This is a genomic window from Pseudoalteromonas sp. R3, from assembly GCF_004014715.1.
Classification (GTDB): Bacteria; Pseudomonadota; Gammaproteobacteria; order Enterobacterales; family Alteromonadaceae; genus Pseudoalteromonas.
In genome coordinates this window covers 222141-243078 of record NZ_CP034834.1, presented here as the reverse complement: position 1 = coordinate 243078, position 20938 = coordinate 222141, and the positions used below count along the sequence as shown (strand labels likewise).

Below are 20938 nucleotides of genomic sequence, written 5' to 3'. Positions count from 1 at the left end.
AAATTACAGTGGCTTACGTACCGATTTACCCACCTAAACCTAGCTTGATCACTTTAGCCTAACCAAGCTGTCAGTGACACAAGCTGCTATTTTTCATGAAGTTTAGCCGCTCATTTGAAAAACGCACAGATATCTTGGGCACAGTGTATGACAATCGTTACATTCTAACTGAAGTCGATAAAAGGTGGCCGAAGCAATTTACTGACTTTGTTGATGCTGAATTTGCGCCGGATCAATTTATGACAGGTACAAATCACTATACTCATGGCAAATACCTATCAGGGAGAAGCATATGAAAGCCGCACTCGTCCATGCCTTTAAACAGCCGTTAGAGATCCAAACTGTTCCAAAACCCACTTTATCGCCCGGTTCGGTGCTGGTTGAAATCGCTGCATGTGGGGTATGTCACACCGATCTGCATGCCTGTCACGGAGACTGGCCCGTCAAACCTAAACTCCCTCTGATCCCAGGCCACGAAGGAGTTGGTACCGTAGTAGCAAAAGCAGACGATGTGACCCATCTTGAACTTGGAGACCGCGTCGGTGTGCCCTGGTTACACAGCGCCTGCGGTCACTGTGAGCATTGTCTTAAAGGGGACGAAAACCTCTGCCCTCAGCAACAAAACAGTGGTTACTCTGTTGATGGGGGTTATGCGCAATTTACCAAAGCTGACGCCAATTATGTGGTTAAAATCCCCGATAATGTGCCTTTTGTCGAAGCTGCCCCCCTGTTTTGTGCCGGTGTCACTACCTATAAAGCACTCAAAGTGTCAGGTGCAAAACCTGGCGACTGGGTTTCCATTGTTGGCGCGGGCGGCTTGGGCCATCTGGCCATTCAATACGCGAAAGCGATGGGCCTGAATGTCGTAGCGGTAGACAGCGGGGAGGAAAAGCTTTTACTGGCACACTCTTTAGGTGCAGATCTGGTTGTCGACTATACCAAAGAGGATCCCGCTGAAGCGATACAAACTCAGCTCGGCGGTGTTCAGGCTGTGGTCTGTACGGCTGTTTCTAAGTCCGCCTTTACCTCGTCTTTTCACAGTATTAAACGTGGCGGGGTCTGTGTGCTTGTTGGCCTGCCACCCGAGGACATGCCAATACCTATTTTTGATACTGTGCTCAAAGGCGTCAGTGTCGTGGGTAGCATTGTGGGAACTCGTCAGGATCTCATAGAGTGTTTGCAATTTGCAGCGCAGGGCAAAGTTAAAGCCATTATTGAGACTCAGCCGCTTGAAGCCATTAATGACGTTTTTGAGCAAATGCTAAATAACGAGATAAATGGCCGAATAGTCCTGACTCTGGACGAATAGTCGCCAAATAAAAAAGGCGCAACCTTGGAGTTGCGCCAAAACCTCATAGGAAAGGAGTGAGGAAGGGAATTAATCTACGGCGGTGATCACCGTATCAATCAGGTGAACCACGCCGTTTGCGGTATAAATGTCAACTTGGGTGATATTGCTACCCTCGACCTGCAGACCAGATGTAGGCAGGCTTACTTGCCACCATTTTCCACCAACGCCCTGCCCCATCGCGTCACCCGCATTTGTGTCTTGAGCATACATATATAGAGGCCGGCCCAGATAAGCTGCTTGCATGCTGCCATCCAATCTTGCAATCAGTGACAAGCCCGGGATATTAGCTATCTGTGCTTGTGTCGCAATAACAGGTGGCCAGTTGGCAGCACATGCGTCGACACATTGGCTATTTGCGAACGTCAGGTCATCGTCAAATACGTACAACGTTTTGCCCGCCATCGCTGCACCATTACCAGAGACCAGTCTTTGGTTGGTCACATCATAGGCTACCATGTCTGTATCTGTGTTAGCGGTAGAGACAAAATCAACTACCCTGAGGTCTAACATGTTAGTAGCCAGGGTTTCCACCTGCTTGCCGTTCAGGCTCAAAGCCAAAGAGGAAGAGGCTTCCAGTGGCAGCACGTGCTGAGTCAAAACCTGAGTCAGGCCGGCAGGGTTAGCTAATAGCGCATTTAAATCGGCCGCCGGGATTTTCTGGAATGCGCGGTTAGTGGGCGCAAAAACGGTAAATTGCTTGGTAGTATCCGATAACGCATCGACCAGGTTAGCAGTCTCAAGTGCAGTCACCAGCGTCGATAAATCATCTGTTTCCATCGCTACGTCTACAATGGTTTTGTCTGTCGCCATTTTATCCATTGGCGGCATAATCACCTTGTCGAGTACATGAATAACACCATTGTCTGCTTTAACGTTAGCAGTGCGGATCACAGCGTCGTTGATGAACAACTTGCTGTCCACAATGCTTAGTGCACTCTTATCGGTATTCGCCATCGCAACCATATTGTCTGCGGAAGACGCAATACCAGCGGCGGTGTCTGACATTACACTCTGTCCTGCAACAACATGATACAGCAGAATGTCTTTCAGTTTGTCGGTGTCAGCAGCCATTGCGTCGAGTGTCGCCTGGCCAAGAGCTGCAAACGCCGCGTCAGTGGGTGCGAAAACTGTGAACTTAGTGATCGGGTCGCCAAGTGTCGCGTCCAGTCCTGTTGCCGTCACCAGGCTCAGTAGTGTATTGAATGAACCTGCTCCAGCTGCTACTTCAGGAATGAGGCCCAGTGACTCTGGTACACTGATATCGCCAACAACTACCGCATCTAATACGTGAATCACACCGTTTGAAGCTGGTATATCAGTTTGAGTCACTGTCACACCCGCAAACTTCAGCATGTCTGTGGCAGCATCAATTGCCACACTTTGTTGGTTTTGCTCCAGCGTCGTCGCACTTTTACCATTGAGTGACATTGCAGTCACTGAATCAACTTTACCCGACACTATATGTTGTTTGAGAATACTGCCCAACACGTCTGGGTTTGCCAGTAAGGTATTGATGGTTTTAGTACCCAGCGCAGCAAATGCAGCATCGGTAGGCGCAAAGACTGTCAGGTCATCACTGCCCGTCAGGGCGCTTGTCAAACCGGCTGTCTCGACCGCCTTCAGAAGGGTTGTAAAATTGCCAGCCTGAGTCGCTACCTGTGCAATATTCGCTGACGACGTTGCGTCACTTGGCGGCATTAAAACCGCGTCAATAACATGGATCACACCGTTGTCGGTCATGATATCGGTTTGCGTTACCGTCGCTGTGTTGATAAGCAGGTTGTCGCCCGACAGAGACAAGGCAAGCCTGGCACCATTCACTGTTTCGGTGGTTTGTCCGGCCAGAGTAAGCGCTGTCTCGGCTTTCACTTCAGATGCCAGAACATGGTAAGTCAAAATCTTGCTAAGTGTGTCGGGGTCTGCAAGTAAGTCGTTTATAGTAGCCTCCCCCAAGGCAGCGAATGCAGCATCAGTTGGGGCAAACACAGTAAAGGTGTTGTCTGTATTGTCTAGCGTAGATGTCAAACCCGCCGCGTCAATTGCCGCCACCAGGGTGTTAAAATTACCAGCAGCTTTAGCGGCGTCATAGACCGAGTTTTCTTCTGTTGGTGTTACAACGACATCGTTATCATCGTCGGAACAAGCCGCGAGCAAGGCCAGGGTACTGATCAACATTATTTTTATTAGTACTTTCACGATATTCTCCATCAAGGTGGTTAACAATCGAGCAATACGCAACCTTGTGAGACAAAGATCAAGAAAATTTAAAAAACTTTAAACAAGCTACAAACAAAATGGTTTTAAGCACTTGTATGGTGAGGCATGCTTTGCGATTAAATAGTTCGTCGGCTTTTTAACGAAAAGGGCTGGGTATCCGAAAATGGTGTAAATAGCCTGCGTATCGAACGCTGCGATCAGCACGCAATAAAAGTCGTATGGCTGCAGTGTCCGCACCTATGGTGAAGTTTTTGGCCGCGGATTTGGCTCAAGCCAGTCAAACAGCTCAAGCTTATTTGGCTCATATAACCATGTTATAAACAGCCTTTAGTTAGGTAATAACCGTGGCCTTTAGCCGGTACAATCATTGGTTTTTTACTGCGACTACCCCACTACACTACAAACAGCAGGCTCTTGAATACCTTGCTTACTTCTCCAAAATTCGGAGTCGGGGAAGCGTTGTTCACGGCGATAATAACCAAACAACTCATTGAGATAACTGTTGTAGATTTCAGTCATAGACTTACTGTATTGTTGTAAAGCGGTAGTTTCACCGGTGAGTGCCGCCTGGATAGCCTGCGACGCTTTTTCTGCCATATAAATTGCCGTTGTCATACCATGAGAAGACAAGGGGTCAAAAGCCATAGCAGCATCACCTGCCAGCAACCAGTTCTTGCCACTCAAACGTCCCATAATATGACTACTTGCATTGATGGCCTTCACCGTAAAAGGCTGTTCGGGCAATGCGTTGTAAAAGCATGAAGTGTTAAGTGCTAGATTATGCCAATGGCGACTATGTTTGAGCTGACTGAAGCCGGGAGTATGCTGATTGCAGAAAATCGCCAGCATATTTTCATCTGCATTCAGGCGAGATATCAGTGTCCAGCCATGCTCAAAGGCTTCAACCACCACTGACGGTAATAAATCCTGCGGACTGAGCTTATTCGGTACGTTAGCGACAAAAGCGGTCAGTTTATCGAATGTATGCCTCGGCAGGTTTAATACTCGGGGCAGGTACCCCTGTCGGCCACTGGCATCAACAACAAACCGACTCTCCAGAGTATGTTCAGAGCCATCCAGCGCCGATTTTACCCGACAAAACCACCCCTCCTTATGCTCAGACACCTCGACGACTTTTCCTCTAAATAGACACTGCTCTGGTAGTTGTGCCTGTATTTGTGTTGTCAGCACGGACTTATCGACTTTCCAGCCGTGATGGCCATCACTCAGAGGCGCTTTACGCAGCACGGACTCTCCCCACGACGAAACCTGTCCGGAATGCATAGAGTGCGGCTCCTGCTGGAGTAATTCAAGCAGTCCCAGTCGGTGCATCATAGGCTCCACACTGGCGGGCAAGCTTTCAGCCAGACGCATAACAGGTGCTGTCCGGGGGTCGACCATTACCACTTTCAGACCCTGCTTGAACAATTGCCAGGCAGTGACAGTGCCCGAGATCCCGCCACCTACAATAACGCAATCATACTTATTGCTCACACACATATTACTTCCTCAATTGATGAGAAGCACCTAAGTGCTTCTCACTTTACTACTAGTCCTTGTCGGCTTCGCTGTATGCGACATACACCACATTTGGTATGCCAGACGTCCCAGGATTATCCACCGGCCGGGCCATAACCATCGCCATATTCTTCCACTGGCTGACCATCTGGATCAATCCATTGGTATAACCACCTTCAGCATGGTAGCCCACAAAGCCAAGGTCAGCGGTATGTAACCAATCAAGACGTTGCGAAAACTGCTCAAGACGCAAGTGTTCAAAAGTCTCTTGAGACATTCCTTGTGCCACAGAGTGTTGCATGCCGTTGATAGTCGGCGCATCCACTGACTGACTGTCTCTAAACTTGTTATATCTGGCCAGTGGCAAAATATGAACAGGCAGATTCGCCGCCCACCACGACGGGATGGGGAAGTCTTCCGGCGTATAGACGGCCTGACAGCTTGCAGCATCCGATTGCCAGGGGATCCCCATCCATTTAGTCAGATCGCCAGGGGTATTTTGCCAAAGCCAGGCAGCTTTAGAGTCGGGAATAATTGACTCTGCAACATTCTCGACACTGATGATATGGCCAAAATCCTGATACATATTGACAGAAGCCAGACCGTCCGGGTCTTGTCTCAGTCTGAACTCTCTCAAACCCAGCAGGTTAATCTCTGCTGTGACTCCGCCCTGGTACTGGTTGTCACTGTAAATAAGATCATGACGCATAGGCCAGGTCAGCTCTACGCCAGGATGAAACCCACCGCCATACAAGGCGTCCAGTGCACCGCGAGCACACAGTAATGCACTGTTTTCAGAGCGCTGGAACACCTCACTGTAGAACAGACCTAGTTCATCTATGGTTGCTGCACTGGCTTTTTCGGCATCAGTCACGCTGAAGTCACCGTTCGCCCAGTTTTGCAGGTGCTGATACATAAACGGAGGAATTGCAAACCACTGTACCGGACTGCCAGGGTAATCAACCCCATCATTGGGATAAAATGGGATTTGCAATCGGGATGTTGCTGGCTCGTTTGCAATATTAGTGGCATCTTTACTCGGAATAATACGGCTGGTGCTAACCCACTCACTGCTCGACTGGCCCGCGTCTTCTCTGTCAATATCCTGATCAAACAGCGGGTTTCTGAACTGTTTGAAAATGCTCTCTCGGAGTGTTTTTTCTGTCGCCGAACTTTCCAGTAAGCGACCAAAAGCGCCCTCACTGTTAAGCTCACGAATTTGTGTGTTCACAGCGTTGTCAGTAAAGTCTGCCTGATTAACCCATTGCATTCTGTATAACCGATACAAAATAGGGAACACGTCGCTGAATTGCGTGTTTAACTGAGCCAATTCTTTTTCTTTTAGCGATGCCCCAGACACCATGTCATACATAGTCACCAAAGGTTCTATCTGAGGTGCATAATCCGGTGGAGTGGTCGCAACCCAAGCACTGTCCGATTCACTGTCGATAGTATAAGTATCGCCATTTTTTAGCTCTACCACGGCAGTAACCCGGCCATCACAGATATCGTCGAACCAGTTGGAGTTATCCGCAAAGTCCGTATTCAAGGAAGACGGAGATAACGCCTGTGAAATACCATCGCCTGCGTAAAACGTTAATACGCCCTCGTTATTACACTCTATGGTTCCCTGAAGCACGTTGTGCCGTTGCGACATATTGAGCAAATCACTCAGGCGATTTTGTGGATCCGGCTCATTGGCGGGAAACTTGCCGCGCAGTGGCACTTGAGCTTCAGCTTCGCTAGACACACAACCCTGACTGGCAATGACGAGTTGTCTGCGCAAGCCGTGCGTGATCACATTAGGGTTACGTCTTTTCGCAGTCTGTGCGGGAGCAAGACGATGTTTACTGACATTCTGACTCAGGTTACCAGTGCCTTCTGTCATTAAAGACAAATCAAGCGCGTTATTATAGTCGTACCAGAACGACTTTTTGTTCGCGACCTCAACATGCCAGGTTACCTTGTCTCCCGCTTCAAGCTTGAGCTTCTCGGTTGGGTTACCATTTTCATCACACTGATAAATATAAAAATTCTGAGCCTGCTTCTTAACCGCATGCAAGTAATGATTGTTCAGAACTTTGAGTACTGCTTGTCTGATAAGCGTAATAAACCCGCCGGCATCGCTCACCGTTTCCAGTGCCAGGTCGTCTAGCTCTCGAATAATTTGGGGTGCAGCTACAATATGGGACAAACTCAGTAAAGCGACAATCCTCGCTGTTTTTGCTGAATCCAATACTGGTTTGCCACTGGTACTGAGGGACTGATAAACCTCTTCAAGTTCTTTTCTGACACCTTGTTCTAGCACATCGTCAACCAATGAAGACAACTCTTGTTCGGTGACCAGATACTGAACCTCAGTATCGTATAAATGTGCCCAGGGCACTTCAGGAGTCTGGATTGCCAAGGATTTTAACGCAGGTCCGTTACCAACGCGCGCGATCCCTAAAGGCGGATAGATTTTGTATTTGCTGTTTGACATGTTAGTTCCTTAGCCTTGTAAATCAATGAATGTAATCAGAGCACTTGGTTAAGCACGCTTTTGCGCCACTAACTCGATTTCAATAAGTGCTTTGTGTTGTTGATGCTTTTGAGTCAATACACCCAATGCCATAGAACGCGCGGGATAGCTGCCATGCTGAGGGCCGAAGTATTCTCTGTACACTTGATTGAATTGCTCAAAGTCATCTTCGGTATGTAAAAACCCGTTTACTTTGATCACGTCCTGAAAAGTGCACCCGGCGCCGGCTAAGGTGACAGCCAGTAACTCAAAAATTGTCTTGGTCTGGTCAACGATATTGTCTGACTGAATGTAGCCATTTACCTCAGCATTCTGGCCAGACACAAAGACCAAATCGCCTACGACTCGACAGGGTGGATAAAGGGGAGCCTGAACCGCTTCACTAGACATAATTCCTCCTTAAGAAATTGCCGTACATATGCATGAAAACCGACTGGCAACGCATTCAACTGCGAATAGGTCTCAGTCGTAAAAACTGGGCTAAAGTCTAGAGAGAAACTAAAATTATTCCATTACAAGCCGTTACACCTGGAAGATAAACACGGACCTCAACACATCGAATACAAATTGAATAGCTTAGTATGGCGCCAGACTACGTCTGCAAGTAGGAAAGATTTATATGAGCAAGAACAAAGCGTAATGACACTTCACTACGCTTTATCAAGGAGGGTTAGTTTAATTTTGCGGCGATACCAGCTACATGTGTTTTAACCAGCTAAACATGTGTGATCACTTCTTTCGTTAAGTATAGGCACGAGTGCCTGTAGACCATGGCTATGATTACATAGTCGATTAAGAACGTAATTACGTAAAACCCGATAGATTCGTTCTATTTTATAGAATGGTGTAATCTGCTGTAATCGTACGGCTACAGGGAAAGCGCTACAGTTACAAAGTACACGTATACAACCTACAAAAAGGAGTCGTATGATGGCATTTCCTACCGCTGTAAACAGTCAGATCACGGATTCAGTTTCTCAAGTCAATACCAAGCTGCTTGGTGATCCACCTACAGTTGCCATGGGTAACTTTATGCTTGCAACAAGCCAGGCGCTGTCTAACGCAGCACATAACGCCAACGTGGCCCAGACATTTCCTATGACCCCTGTCGCCCAAGGCGTCTCAGCGCTGTACGGTATAGATACCGCCAGCACAGGGGCTGCCACCAGGCGGATTTTCCGCTAACAGCTCCCCTCGCTCAGCCATCTCGACCCTGACAAACAATGCGAGGGGTTTGATGGCTTTGTGCCATTCAGCCAGGAAAAATGACTGTTCACTTAGCTTATTGCTGCACGCGTCTCTACTTAGGGTAAGATGTCCACACGATTTTTACCCGGAAGACTGAGATGTCAGTAGTTTCTTTACAACGCAATGAGCAAATCGGCGCATTAACCATTATTGCCATGGTGAGTCTGTCTATTAGCTTTACCGACTGGGCACAACGCGCTGCTGCGCTCTCACTTCCTGTTGTACTTTCGTCCATCTGTGCCGTCATCTTTATGTACTGGCTACCCATGATTTTGGGCTATGTACTGATACAAAGGGCAAAAATAGCGCACTGGATACTGCAATTTTCCTGCCTTTATCTGAGCATGGTCGCTGGTGGATGGATATTTGGGGCACTCAGAGCACACTTGCTGGGCATACCTGCCTTTATGCTTAGCGATGCACTCATCATCGCTCTGCCCTGGAGCAGCGCAATACTATTACTGGTAAAATTCTACCTCACACGAAAGCACTTAAAAGATGAGCAGTTGCTGCGTCAGCAGGCTGAAATAAAGGTACTTCACAGTCAGCTCAACCCACACTTTTTATTTAACAGCTTGAATACTATCGCGGCCTTAGTACAGTCCAGCCCGGGTCAGGCTGAAACGCTTGTACACAACCTGTCAGCGATACTGCGCTACTCGCTCAAACACGCTATTTCAGACCATCAGTCGTCTGGCCTCGTTTCCTTATCGGATGAATTGTTGATGCTCCATCAGTGGTGTGAAATCGAGCAATGTCGGTTTGGCAATAATCTGCAAGTGGCATTTGACATTGATGAAGCGCTGCTAAGTGCGCCCATACCTGCCATGGTGTTACAACCACTTATTGAAAACGCCATAAAACATGGCAACCGGCGGCCTCTGTATGTGACCATTCATGCGTATATTGATGCCGGTCACCCCACTATCGCCGTGTCCGACAATGGCGTCGGCTTTGGGCCAGATATTTTACTTGGCGATGTCAAACCTGGTCTTGGACTGGCAATCACCCGGTCAAGACTTGAGCTGGAGGCCAACACTAAACTGATTCTTTCCAACCAACCAAATGGCGGCGCCAGGGCGCAGTTTATGTTACAGGAGCTCCCATGCTGAATATTGCGATCATCGAAGATGAACAGCCAGCCTTTGTTAAGCTCAAAGCACAGTTAACTCAGTTATGTGACTATCAGCTTGTTTATCACAGTGAAGATCCGGAAAGTTTTTTGCGCAACTTCCGGCAACATCCTGTCGATCTGGTTTTTCTTGATATCAACCTGCCAGGGCTCAATGGCATACAACTCAGTCAGGAATTAAAAAATGCAGGCTTTAGAGGTCAGATTATTTTCACCACGGCCTACTGCGAGTTTGCTGTAGATGCTTTTACACTGGGCGCAACTGATTACCTGCTTAAACCCTACACCAATGAGCGGCTCGCTCTGGCGCTGTCTCGGGTTCAGGCGCAACTTTCGCCAAATTCCGAACCACTCGTACTGACCAGTAAAGTGGGCGATAAGGTAACACGCGTAGAAGCAAACCAGATAGAAGTCATTAAATTAGAGCATGGCCATGCCATAGCCTACAGCGGCACACAGTCATATCCCATAGACTTAACGCTGGAAGAGCTGATGGACACCCTGCCCGATGAGTTTATTCGCATTCACCGCAATGCCATAGTTAACAGCCTCAGTATTAGTGCCTTAGAGCGCTGGGTAACCGGAGGTTATCTGATCAAATTAACTCAAAGTGAACAGCAAGTGATCAGCAGCCGCAGTGGCGCCAAACTCCTTCGTCAAAAATTACAGCTTTAAACCTTGAGTGGGCCCTGTCCACTCAATCTCATAACTGACAATAATAAACACAGGAAAATTCTATGAAATTTGCAATGCCAATTTTAATGGCAGGGCTGCTTAGTGCCTGCACATCGTCCACCGACCCTGATGTAAAGCATCACTTTATCGAAGACGGTCAGCCTCATCCATTGGTCATTCTGCTCGGCGGCAGCGAAGGCGGAAATACACTGGCTCAGCCACATTTTAAGCCGCTCATGGATAGCTTTCATAAGCACGGTATGTCGGTTGCCTCTTTGGCTTATTATGGCACGCCGGGCACACCGCAGCGGCAGATCTCACTGCCACTGGATGACATCGCCAGCCGTATTAGCAAACTCGCAGAGCATCCGGGCATTAACAAAAACTGTATCGCCGTGTATGGCTTCTCAAAAGGGGCTGAGTTGGCGCTGCTATTGGCCAGTCATTTTGAGCATATCAACCATGCGGTTGCCGTTATGCCAAGTCACGTCAGCTGGAACGCTGTAAAGACACTGTCTTCTGAGCCGGGGTGGCAGCTTAACGGATCGCCGCTCCCTTACGTGAATGCACCTTTACTTTCCTGGCATATGCAAAAAGGTGTGGTCACCGGAAGTTACACACCCGCATTTTCTGCTGCACTAGACAGAGCTGACACCAAGACGCTGAACGCTGCGCGGATCCCGGTAGAAAAAACGAATGGCCCGGTACTGCTGGTCTCTGCCAGGCAAGATGAAATCTGGCCCTCTTATTATATGGCGCAAGAGCTCATAGCCTCGCTCAAAAAAGCAGACTTTTCTTACCCATATCAACACATTGAATTATCAGGTGGCCATTACAGCTTTAACCGCGATGTACAAGATCAGGTTAATCAGTTTTTAGCTAGTACTCTGGTCAATGAGTGTCAATAGCCGAGCTCTGAATTAACACCAGCCGGTAACTCATCTGATGGGTATCCGGCTGTTTTCCTCACATCATAATGCTTGTTGGATTTTAGTCTTTTGCTTCTTTAGCCAGACCAGCTGAGATGCATCATCCACAGACAAGTTTATTGCCGTATTCACCGCTTCCATGGCCAACTGCGGCGAGTCTTTGGCCATCAGCACCCGGCTTAACATGCCGTAAGGCTCGGCAGTGTGCGGATAATAGTCAATCCATTTGTTCACGATGTACTCGGCCTCTTCCAAATACTCTTTAACAATCAGATAATTACTCAACCCCCAAAGTTCATTAAACTCAGGCACCACCTGATAGCCAAGACGGTCAGACAATCCCTGATAGTGCTTATCAAATTGGCGTTTGTCTCCTTTGATCTGCTCACCGGTGATCCACCAGTTACGAAAAACGTAACGCACAGCATCATACAAGCCAATATGTGCTATGGTCATATGGTCTTCTGCCTCATAAATATCAGCATGCCAGTTCAGCTTTGGTCCGGCATGTGCATCCAGATTCTTTCTCAGGCGAATAAAGTTCGGAATTTGTTGTTCAAACGGTGTATCCCCCTCCGTCGAGATGATGAGCGTTTTATCCAGCTTTAGTCGCTGTGGATGCTGTTCAACAAAAGGCAGGAAATTACGACTCCCCCAGCCCAAAGCCGGTGATAGCGCAATGTAGACATCGAATAATTCTGGAGCTGACAACATACTGTACAAGGTAAATAAGCCGCCCAGAGAGTGCCCGCTGAGTAAATCGAATGAGTTGGTGCGATAGCGCTGTTCGACAAGCGGCATAACCTCAGTGCGAATAAAGGTAAGCAGCTGATGTTGCTCCGGATTAGTGATAACCTGCCCGTTATCCCCGTACGGACTCAAATCCCGACTTCGAGAACGCGTTTCAATCCCTACAACTATCATTTCAGAAATACCACCTTGCAGGTAATGGATCATACTGGCAGCATGCTCTAACTGTGCGCTGGCATCGGTCAGGTAAAGCACCGGATAGCGCCGCGCTTTGTTTTCCCTGCTAAAATAGCCCGTTGGCAAAGAGATATGCACTGTCCGTTGTTGTTTGAACACCTTTGAACTGATCGGTATCTCTATGTCTCTGTCGTTGCCCCAGGATACGCCAGACAAAAGTAACAATAGTACTAAGCAAACTTGCTTCATTTCCATTTACTCCATTGTATTTATTATTAAAAAGCGCTTAAATACTCATCCGCATGAGTACACAAACAGGTGCAATGATGTGAATTCACGAAAGCACCCAATGAGGGCAAATTCCGGTTTGACCATTCACACCGACTGCGCAGCGCAATAGAGCATGAAACAGGTACTGGGGCGATGCAGTCGTCCTAATTTTTACCTTAGGAATTTCTTAGGTCATACAAATCAATAAGTTAAACATGGAAAAACTCACTAACGCTTTTGCAATAAACGACATAGTCATTGACCCTCTGCGTAATCAGGTACAGCACCCGGACGGTATGAACACGCTGGAACCAAAAGCAATGGCCTTATTATGTGTACTTGCGGCAAAGCCAGGTACAGTGGTTGCACAAGAGACCCTGTATGAAGCAGTCTGGCCCGGTCGTGTTTTTTCACCCAGTTCGTTACAGCGTCTGATAACACTGCTAAGGAAGGCGCTCAGAGACAGCAGCAAGTCGCCCACGATCATCTTTACTCATGCCAAACAGGGCTACAGCCTGGAAGCCAGAATTTCAAAGCCCAAAACCCGCTCTGAAATACCGTCCAGAGCAATCATATATGCAATCACAGCTTCCTTGTTACTCTCTGTTATTATTACTTATATTTACTCCAGCCCTGCTGTATCTATCTCCTCGACCCAGCCGTTTACCTTTACTTCTGAGGCAGAGTTTGGTGGTCAATTTTCGCCTGATGGAGAGGCCATTGCCTTTCTGCGCAAGGGGACTGAAAAGCAAACTAACCTGATTGTCAGGAAACTTAAAAAGCCGACTCAGGACTTGTACGTGACCGATAAACAGATCCGCGATTTTATATGGCTTACGAACGGGCAACTAATAGTTGCACTGGCAGATTCTGATGGAGTAAAGCTGACAAGGTATACGCTAACACAATCTGGCATTCAATCTCAGCAGAGCCTCCCTACAATCGAGCATCTGAGTGATATTAGCCACCTGCATAAGGGGCCCGGCTCTGCGCTCTATTTTGTTGCACATCAATTAAACAATACGTTGTCTTCTGATCAAATCGACGGATTAGGCACTGCGATTGTGCAGCTCAACTTGGTCAGCTTTGAGTTAACGACGCTGATGCCCCTGTCTGAAACACAAAGAGTGGTGGACCTGGCCGCTGCACCTGATGCCCTTTATATTTCATTGTTTGAACATAAATCCAATAGCACACTGGCGAAGATTGAACCTGAGCTCAAAACTGTCACCCCCGTACATTCAGAACTTGATGGACTCTATAAACTGGCCTGGGCTGAGCGCTTGCAAACGCTGGTGTTGCTGGACAGCTTAAAGCCAGAAGTATTTACACTCTCTGACGATAACCAGCTCGTGCCTGTTGAGCATGATTTATCTACAGGCGTCGCCAATGCGGACATTTTTCAGGACAAGCTTCTCAGCACTCAGGTGCGTCAGAATATCAAGGTGTTTAGCAGCCGTAATCCTGACACAGCGCTCATTGACAGTAAGTATGAAGACTACCTTGCCTCAGTGTCACCTGACGGCCGTCGTGTGGTATTTGTTTCGAATCGCAGCGGTTACCCTCAGCTTTATCTGACAGATCACCACACCCACCCCGACGTTATTTTTTCTAACCCGCTCAGAGAAGATTTTATTTCACGCGCTATCTGGCATCCATCAAATAACCGGCTGGTGTTTGCAGCTGACAACAAGGTCTATGAGTATACCCCGGCGACGCGTGAGCTTTCAGAGTTAGCTGTTGGGCAACAGATCAGCAGAGTCGAATACTGGCAAACCTCTGAACAGTCAGGGTCCGAGGTGCTTTACCTTACCGATGCCGGGCAAGCCAATATAGTGAGCTATGAAATCGACTCCGGTGACGTGAAGTTGCTGCCAGGCTCTGGGCACCTTGTCTACGCAAACTCGAAGTTACAAGTATATTGGCACGATAATACACTTAGTACATCTGCCGGGCATAGCTGGCAACCCGAAAGCGGAAAAATACGCCACGCCTTCTCCGTGGGTGAGCGTATTCTGGTACAGATAGCGGCTTCGGATACTCCTCAGCTGCTCGAGTTTAACCACCAGCTCACCCAGCTTACTCAGCGGCCGCTGCCTGATTCAGCCCAGTTTGTGAGCAGTGCTTTCTATACCGGGCAAAACGCCCTTATTTATTATTATTCACACTGGAAAAACACCGACAGTGACCTGATACTCTCAAAGATCAAACCCTGAGTGGTGGTTTACATACGTTCAAATTAACGCTAGCTTCGTACCTGATAAAGATAAAAACAAGGAAAATGCATCATGCGACGTCAGCTGTTTTTTATATGTATAAGCCTCTGTCTGGTAGCCTGTGGAGGCGGCGGAAATAGTGAAAATCAAAATACTTCCTCCGAAGTCAGTCAGGGAACACCACCCGATAACACGCGTCTGCCCAGCGCGCCTCAGCCCCGTCCTGCCGTAACATTCAATGAAATCCTGATAGACGACATAGAAGACTTTGTAACTCTCGCGCATTCGGTGCAATATTTTTATCCCTCTGAAGAGGTTAGGGATTCAGACTGGCCGCTTTTTATTGCTGAGAGTATTGTCGAATTAAGCCAGACCAATGAGGCTGAACGCTCAGATAAAGGGATTGAGCTACTGCGTCAAATAGCACCATACATCACAACCGCGCAAAATCAGTTGCCTGCATTAGAGCAACAAACTCAGGTTGCAGCCTGGCAGCAAAATGCGCCCTTTTCTCAGGTCACCTATGACAGAAACTTACTGTCAGGCACCTATGCTTCACTAAGTAATCGGGCGTATCTGCCAAGTAACCCATATACAACGCAAGCCTATGATCAGCAAACCTTGTATTTCCCTTTGTACCTGCCTGTGCAGACGACGTTATCAGGTGAAACATTCTCCCAGTTAGGTCGCTGGCAACTGGAAGAAGCGTTCGCGCAACCGGAAATATGCATGGCTACGGTTTCTGGTATGTGGGCTATGATCCAGCACTTCTGGCCTTACTTTCAACAGGTAGAAGTCAACTGGTCACAGAGTTTAAAGCCACTCCTCACTGCCTGTACTGAACCCAGTCATACTCAGCGAGAGTCTCAAATATTCTCTGAGTTCACAAAACTCAATGACAATCACCTTTCGATCGCGTTGCCGGATCCTGAGCGCCAGCCTTATCGTTACTATATGCCCTTCCTGTTCGAGCTTGTTGAAGGGAAAGCGGTGATCACCCGGACAGAAGAAAAAAATACGTCAAATATTGAGATAGGCGACGAAATCATCTCAATTGATGGAGAACCTGTTCAAGCTTATCTGCAAAGCCGCGCAACCACTTCACTGCGAAATCAATTACACCGGCTTAACTGGGTAGCACGAAAGCACCTGTATCAAAAATCTGATGCGCCCATTGTGTATCAGCTCAAAAAACCAGATGGCAGCGAGATTCAGCAAACTGTCACACCGATAAAGCTTGAAGGCCTACTCACGTTCAACGGCATGCGATACGTACCAACGAGTCGCGATATACTTGAGCACCTGGGCGATAATATTTATCGGGTCAATGTCTACAATGTCGAACAACAAGCCCTTGGAGACCTGAAAGCCCAGTTGAGTGATGCCAAAGCGGTGGTACTAGATTTACGGCAATACCCAACCAGCTGGCGTGGTTGGCAAGGCGTGCTGAGTTGGTTTATACAACGTGATGCCATTAACAACACACTCACCTATTTTTGGCAGGGCGCCCCAGATCAGAGCGACACTCTCGTACAAAACCTGTCACAGACTATTCATGTCGATAGCAACTCTTTAAACATTCCAGCGATAGTTCTGGCTTCACGGGAAAGCCAGAGTCAAAATGAGCATGCTTTGGTATTTGCGCGAAGCGGTGGCCTGAAAGTACTCGGCGAACCGACATCCGGTATTAATGGAGAGATCTTTGAAGCTGACTTTTTTAACTTCTCACATCAGCTGGCTCTGGAGCACATCTTTGTATTCACCAATATGCTCGCTAACCGCCTCAATGGTGATCCCCTTATAAACGCGGGCGTTGAAATAGACATGCTGGTCCCCAGAACTATTGACAGTGTAAGAGCACAGCAAGATAACCAACTGGAAGCCGCCGTGACATACTTAAAAGCACAGCTGGCCCAATAATTTTGCCACAAAAACCGACAGTATCGTTCATCTTTGCCATGTATTTAAAGAGGCTACAGGCAAAAATGCGATACTGTCGCGCTGGCATTAAGCGGCCTTTTAGTCATCACAGTGAGATAACTTTTGGCTGCGCACGAATGAGAGATTCAAATCATGTGCAATAATAACGGTTCAAAGTAAAGTTACTTGAGTTAAATCCAGCCCAGCGACTTTCCTATTAACCGAATACCCAGCATTGCAGTGAAAATCAGCACTGAAAACCCGAGAATATTTGAAACTCGCGTATTTGAGTATTGCCCTAACATCCGTGTATTATTCATAACATAGAGCAGGAAGCCTGCAATAATCGGCAGCAATAGCCCGTTAGCAAACTGGGCCAGTAAAATGATCTCTATGGGTTTTATATTAGCCATGGAAAGCACTGCCCCAATCCCTATAATAGTCACACTGATCAGGCGAAATGCTTTGCCATCCACCTCAGTGTTCAACTGCAGCAGCTCAGATACCACGTAACTGGTTGCCAATGGCGCAGTTATCACACTGCTCAACCCCGCAGCAAAAAGCCCAACGCCCAGCAGGTATTTAGACAAACTTCCAAACAAGGGTTCAAACACCTTGGCCATATCCACGGCGTTATTGACGCTCAGGCCAAGCGTAAAAATGCTGGCTGCAGCCGTTGATGTCACCAGTATCGCAATCAGGCCACCCAGACCAATTGAAATTGCGGTATCAGTACGCGCCTGAGGAATATCGTTAGGATCCGACCAATGCGTTTTGGCGGCCGACGCATGCAAAAATAAATTATAGGGCACCACCGTTGTTCCGATCAGCGCGATGACTGTAAGTAAAGACCCTTCAGGTAACTGAGGTGTGACCAATCCTTTCAGTAACGCAGCCAAATCAGGACCCACCAAAAAGAAAGTGATCACAAATGCCAGCGCCATAATCGAGACCAGCGCGATGAGAATGCGCTCAATTTGCTTATAAGTTCCGAGCATTAAAATTACCGCACCAAGGGCTGTTAAAGCAATAATTGATCCTCTGAATACCCACTTGCCGGGCGTGGTAATGGCCTCGATACCCAGTGCCGCGCCCACCAGATTGCCCGCTTCATAGGCGGCATTGCCAATACAGATAGCAACAATAATCAAAGCAAAGAGCGGCCATTTCCAGACAGATTCTCGTAACGACTCATGGATCACCTCGCCCAATCCTTTTTGTGTCACGATTCCCACCCGAGCCGACATTTCCTGCAGAATAATCGTTGCTATGGTTGCAAACACCAATGCCCACAGCAACGCATATCCAAATTGAGCGCCAGCCAGCGTGCAGGCGGTAATTGTGCCGGGCCCGATAAAGGCTGCGGTTACAATCACACCCGGCCCCAGGTTCTGTATTTTCTTCAGCATGGCTCACGCTTTCCTGACAGGTACTTTGGTATCCACTTAACTCACCCCGATTAAATTTTGAAACGATTCACGATGGCTGCCAGCTCTGCTGCTTTTTCGCTGAGATTGGTGCTTATCGCTAAGTTTTCGGTACCGATTGAGACAGACTCTTTACTGTGCTGCGAAATAGACTCTGTACGCTCCGATATTTCTTTGTCTACGATGTTTTGCTCTTTCGTCGCATCGGCAATGTGTTCATTCACATTCATAATTTCATTGATAAACAACACTATCTGCTTGAGCGACTCGGCTGCAGATGCAGCCTTATCGACAGTGATGGCACTGTAGCTTTTACTCGAATCCATCGCACGTACCGCTTCTTTTGAACCGTCTGTCAGCGTGTTAATCACGCTCAGGATCTGAGCTGCACTTTTTTGTGTCCGGGTAGCCAGCTCTCTCACTTCATCGGCAACTACAGCAAATCCTCTCCCCTGCTCTCCCGCGCGTGCCGCTTCAATGGCTGCATTCAGCGCCAGCAGGTTGGTCTGCTCAGCAATTTCTTGAATGATAGATAGAGATCCGGAGATCCCCTGAACATCCCCTTCCAGTTTAGAGATAACACCACTGGCTTCATCCAGCTTTTGCGCTAAAGTATTCACCGAGTTCATCGCTTCATCAACAGAGTGACGGGTATCTTTGGCGCTGCCATCAGCATTTTTAGCAGAGTTTGCTGCCTCGTTGGCATTACGCGAGATTTCTTCTGCCGATGCTGTTAACTGCGTCATTGCCGTCGCAATCAGCTCGGTTTCTGACTGCTGGCGAAGCAAAATGGAATTGATATTTCCGGAGGCCGAAGAAATTTGCTGAGTCTCATCAACAACTTCATTGGTCAGCTTAGCGACCTTTTTGATTAATTCGTGAAGCTGCCCCAGAAAAATATTAAAATCCCGACTCAGACTGTCAAACTCCGGAACGGTAAAATCCGGAATGCGTACCGTTAAATCTGCATCTCTTGCCGCGTAGATATGGATGGTGTCTTCGAACTTTGATAATGGCACTGTAATGCTCTTACTGATGATCAGGCCCAGGGCTGCTACGCCAACGGATACCACTAGCGTAAATAACAGGATATTGGTGATACTCTCGTAAAGCTGGACTTCATTCTTATCTCGCATGGACTTAACCAGTGCATCTACATCATCGGTATAAAAGCCCGTGCCCACGACCAGGTCCCATTTGGCAATATAAATACTGTAAGCCAGCTTGGGCAGAGGCTCAGTCTGACCCAGCTTGGGAAAATAATAAACCGAGTAGCCGTCACCTGTTTTTGCAGAATTAATAATATCCCGCACCAGGTAGTTACCTCTTTTATCCTGTAAATCAATAAAGTTCTTACCAATTCCCTGCTCACTGTCTCCCTGCATAACCCGCGTACCGTCGGGTTTAAAGCCAAACAAATAGCCTGTACCACTAAACTTAATGTTTTTAAGCAGCGCGATGGCATCTGATTGTGGATAGTCGCCTTGCATCAAAGGTGTTAATGCTGATTTGGCAATTTCCAGATACGCTTTGAGCTCAACGCGCTTCATCCGCATCATCTCTTTACGGCTCAGGTCAACCTGTACCTCATTGAGCTTTTTGGCCTCAAGATAAGTAATCAGGGTCACAACCGATGAGATGATGATCACAGGGATCAATGACAACAAGATCAGCCTGGATTTTATTTTGAGTTTCATGCTGTTCAGCCTCTTTATTGCGCTACTCTAGGAGCGCTCTTCAACATCTTTGCCGGTCTGCGGCGACGTATCGTATATGGACTCTTCCTTGTTATAGTGTTTAAGATACTCTTGCAGGATTTTATCGTACGTCCCGTCTTTTTTGATTTCCCGCAGCGTTTGCTCAACTTCCAGCCTGGTTTTATTCAGGGCTTTAGCCATAGAAAATGCGATAAAGCTCGGTATCTCGTAGCGATAGCTAGGGACTTCAGCAACTAGCTCTTCAATGCCAAGCTGCTTGATGATCTCAAGTGCTCCCAATTTGTTGATGATCACCACCTCAACACGGCCGGCAAGAAGCAGCTCAAAGCTCCTGCGACCTGTATTTGTCGTCACCACACTCTCAAATACGCCGGTGCGGATGGCCTTATCGATTTCAGCTCCATAACTCACTTTGTGCATCACTCCTATCCGGTACGGCGCCAAAGAATTGAGTCGGCCATCAAAGTGAATATTGTTTTTCCTCAGGGTAAACAACGCAATAGACTGATCTATCAAGACTTCGTCCGCGTAATCTAAAAACGTGAGTCGTTGTGGGGTTTTATAAATAGTAAAAATACCATCGTAGCGTCCCGTTTCGACTTCTCTGATGGCCCTGCCCCAGGGTAAAATTTCAATGGTATAGGGCTGCTCCATGCGTTTGAACACTTCACGTACCAGTTCAACGGCAATACCACTGGGGCCATTTTTCCCCTGAAACTCATAGGGCGGGTATTCAAGCGTTACCAATTTGATGACACGCTCCTCAGGTAGGCTGGCCCCCAGCAAACACAGCAACGCGAAGAAGTGAAGTAACGCCCGGCAGGTCATAGTTACTCCGTCTCTCGTCGGGCTATCTGTAACATTCTGAA

15 protein-coding genes are annotated in these 20938 nt (G+C 47.7%); 7 read left to right on the top strand and 8 right to left on the bottom strand.

Annotated features, from left to right (window positions below; translation table 11 throughout):
* The first annotated feature begins 292 nt into the window (after positions 1-292).
* Positions 293-1309 (top strand): alcohol dehydrogenase AdhP, encoded by a 1017-nt coding sequence (gene adhP / locus ELR70_RS00865; RefSeq protein WP_054017208.1) that lies wholly within the window; start codon positions 293-295, stop codon positions 1307-1309.
* 69 nt (positions 1310-1378) lie between these two features.
* Here the strand turns inward: adhP and ELR70_RS00860 are convergent, their stop codons facing one another.
* The 4 genes from ELR70_RS00860 to ELR70_RS00845 form a co-directional block, all read right to left on the bottom strand.
* The gene (locus tag ELR70_RS00860; RefSeq protein ID WP_235577143.1) at positions 1379-3547 is read right to left on the bottom strand and encodes a fasciclin domain-containing protein; all 2169 of its coding nucleotides are present in this window, start codon (positions 3545-3547) and stop codon (positions 1379-1381) included.
* A gap of 405 nt (positions 3548-3952) precedes the next feature.
* Entirely contained in the window at positions 3953-5062 is a 1110-nt protein-coding gene (locus ELR70_RS00855; protein WP_160317419.1) for an FAD-dependent monooxygenase, read from the bottom strand.
* A gap of 55 nt (positions 5063-5117) precedes the next feature.
* The gene (locus ELR70_RS00850; RefSeq protein ID WP_054017205.1) at positions 5118-7568 is read right to left on the bottom strand and encodes a LodA/GoxA family CTQ-dependent oxidase; all 2451 of its coding nucleotides are present in this window, start codon (positions 7566-7568) and stop codon (positions 5118-5120) included.
* A 48-nt stretch (positions 7569-7616) separates the two neighbouring features.
* Positions 7617-7997: a RidA family protein gene (locus tag ELR70_RS00845; protein WP_054017204.1), complete on the bottom strand. Its 381-nt coding sequence runs from the start codon at positions 7995-7997 to the stop codon at positions 7617-7619.
* A gap of 540 nt (positions 7998-8537) precedes the next feature.
* Here ELR70_RS00845 and ELR70_RS00840 point away from each other — a divergent pair.
* The 4 genes from ELR70_RS00840 to ELR70_RS00825 all read left to right on the top strand — a co-directional run bounded on the left by ELR70_RS00840 (position 8538) and on the right by ELR70_RS00825 (position 11570).
* The gene (locus tag ELR70_RS00840; RefSeq protein WP_054017203.1) at positions 8538-8792 is read left to right on the top strand and encodes a RebB family R body protein; all 255 of its coding nucleotides are present in this window, start codon (positions 8538-8540) and stop codon (positions 8790-8792) included.
* A 161-nt stretch (positions 8793-8953) separates the two neighbouring features.
* On the top strand, positions 8954-9967 hold the full coding sequence (locus tag ELR70_RS00835) for a histidine kinase (RefSeq protein ID WP_054017202.1): 1014 nt from the start codon (positions 8954-8956) through the stop codon (positions 9965-9967).
* On the top strand, positions 9961-10662 hold the full coding sequence (locus tag ELR70_RS00830; RefSeq protein ID WP_054017201.1) for a LytTR family DNA-binding domain-containing protein: 702 nt from the start codon (positions 9961-9963) through the stop codon (positions 10660-10662). The genes ELR70_RS00835 and ELR70_RS00830 overlap by 7 nt, the downstream gene beginning before the upstream one ends.
* Before the next feature lie 62 nt (positions 10663-10724).
* Positions 10725-11570, top strand: a complete 846-nt coding sequence (locus ELR70_RS00825; protein WP_054017200.1) for an acyl-CoA thioester hydrolase/BAAT C-terminal domain-containing protein — start codon at positions 10725-10727, stop codon at positions 11568-11570.
* Positions 11571-11633: 63 nt separating this feature from the next.
* Here the strand turns inward: ELR70_RS00825 and ELR70_RS00820 are convergent, their stop codons facing one another.
* On the bottom strand, positions 11634-12767 hold the full coding sequence (locus ELR70_RS00820; RefSeq protein ID WP_054017199.1) for an alpha/beta hydrolase-fold protein: 1134 nt from the start codon (positions 12765-12767) through the stop codon (positions 11634-11636).
* A gap of 236 nt (positions 12768-13003) precedes the next feature.
* On the opposite strand from ELR70_RS00820, the gene ELR70_RS00815 reads away from it, so the two are divergent.
* The gene (locus ELR70_RS00815; RefSeq protein WP_054017198.1) at positions 13004-15004 is read left to right on the top strand and encodes a winged helix-turn-helix domain-containing protein; all 2001 of its coding nucleotides are present in this window, start codon (positions 13004-13006) and stop codon (positions 15002-15004) included.
* A 72-nt stretch (positions 15005-15076) separates the two neighbouring features.
* Positions 15077-16924, top strand: coding sequence for a peptidase S41 (locus ELR70_RS00810; protein ID WP_054017197.1), 1848 nt, complete (start codon positions 15077-15079; stop codon positions 16922-16924).
* A 191-nt stretch (positions 16925-17115) separates the two neighbouring features.
* Here ELR70_RS00810 and ELR70_RS00805 read toward each other — a convergent pair whose 3' ends face one another.
* Genes ELR70_RS00805 through ELR70_RS00795 form a run of 3 tightly spaced genes read right to left on the bottom strand, consistent with a single transcriptional unit; the run spans position 17116 to position 20897 of the window.
* Positions 17116-18333, bottom strand: a complete 1218-nt coding sequence (locus tag ELR70_RS00805) for an Nramp family divalent metal transporter (protein WP_054017196.1) — start codon at positions 18331-18333, stop codon at positions 17116-17118.
* 50 nt (positions 18334-18383) lie between these two features.
* A complete protein-coding gene (locus tag ELR70_RS00800) occupies positions 18384-20048 on the bottom strand; it encodes a methyl-accepting chemotaxis protein (protein ID WP_054017195.1) in 1665 nt (554 codons plus the stop codon).
* 27 nt (positions 20049-20075) lie between these two features.
* The gene (locus ELR70_RS00795; protein ID WP_054017194.1) at positions 20076-20897 is read right to left on the bottom strand and encodes a transporter substrate-binding domain-containing protein; all 822 of its coding nucleotides are present in this window, start codon (positions 20895-20897) and stop codon (positions 20076-20078) included.
* Positions 20898-20938: the final 41 nt, after the last annotated feature.

Bases quoted from the DNA above. Each gene is read 5' to 3' on its own strand.
- ELR70_RS00825 (WP_054017200.1), top strand. From the start codon at position 10,725: ATGAAATTTGCAATGCCAATTTTAATGGCAGGGCTGCTTAGTGCCTGC.
- ELR70_RS00800 (WP_054017195.1), bottom strand. From the start codon at position 20,048: ATGAAACTCAAAATAAAATCCAGGCTGATCTTGTTGTCATTGATCCCT.
- ELR70_RS00845 (WP_054017204.1), bottom strand. From the start codon at position 7,997: ATGTCTAGTGAAGCGGTTCAGGCTCCCCTTTATCCACCCTGTCGAGTC.
- adhP (WP_054017208.1), top strand. From the start codon at position 293: ATGAAAGCCGCACTCGTCCATGCCTTTAAACAGCCGTTAGAGATCCAA.
- ELR70_RS00820 (WP_054017199.1), bottom strand. From the start codon at position 12,767: ATGAAGCAAGTTTGCTTAGTACTATTGTTACTTTTGTCTGGCGTATCC.
- ELR70_RS00835 (WP_054017202.1), top strand. From the start codon at position 8,954: ATGTCAGTAGTTTCTTTACAACGCAATGAGCAAATCGGCGCATTAACC.
- ELR70_RS00850 (WP_054017205.1), bottom strand. From the start codon at position 7,568: ATGTCAAACAGCAAATACAAAATCTATCCGCCTTTAGGGATCGCGCGC.
- ELR70_RS00840 (WP_054017203.1), top strand. From the start codon at position 8,538: ATGGCATTTCCTACCGCTGTAAACAGTCAGATCACGGATTCAGTTTCT.
- ELR70_RS00830 (WP_054017201.1), top strand. From the start codon at position 9,961: ATGCTGAATATTGCGATCATCGAAGATGAACAGCCAGCCTTTGTTAAG.
- ELR70_RS00810 (WP_054017197.1), top strand. From the start codon at position 15,077: ATGCGACGTCAGCTGTTTTTTATATGTATAAGCCTCTGTCTGGTAGCC.
- ELR70_RS00795 (WP_054017194.1), bottom strand. From the start codon at position 20,897: ATGACCTGCCGGGCGTTACTTCACTTCTTCGCGTTGCTGTGTTTGCTG.
- ELR70_RS00815 (WP_054017198.1), top strand. From the start codon at position 13,004: ATGGAAAAACTCACTAACGCTTTTGCAATAAACGACATAGTCATTGAC.
- ELR70_RS00805 (WP_054017196.1), bottom strand. From the start codon at position 18,333: ATGCTGAAGAAAATACAGAACCTGGGGCCGGGTGTGATTGTAACCGCA.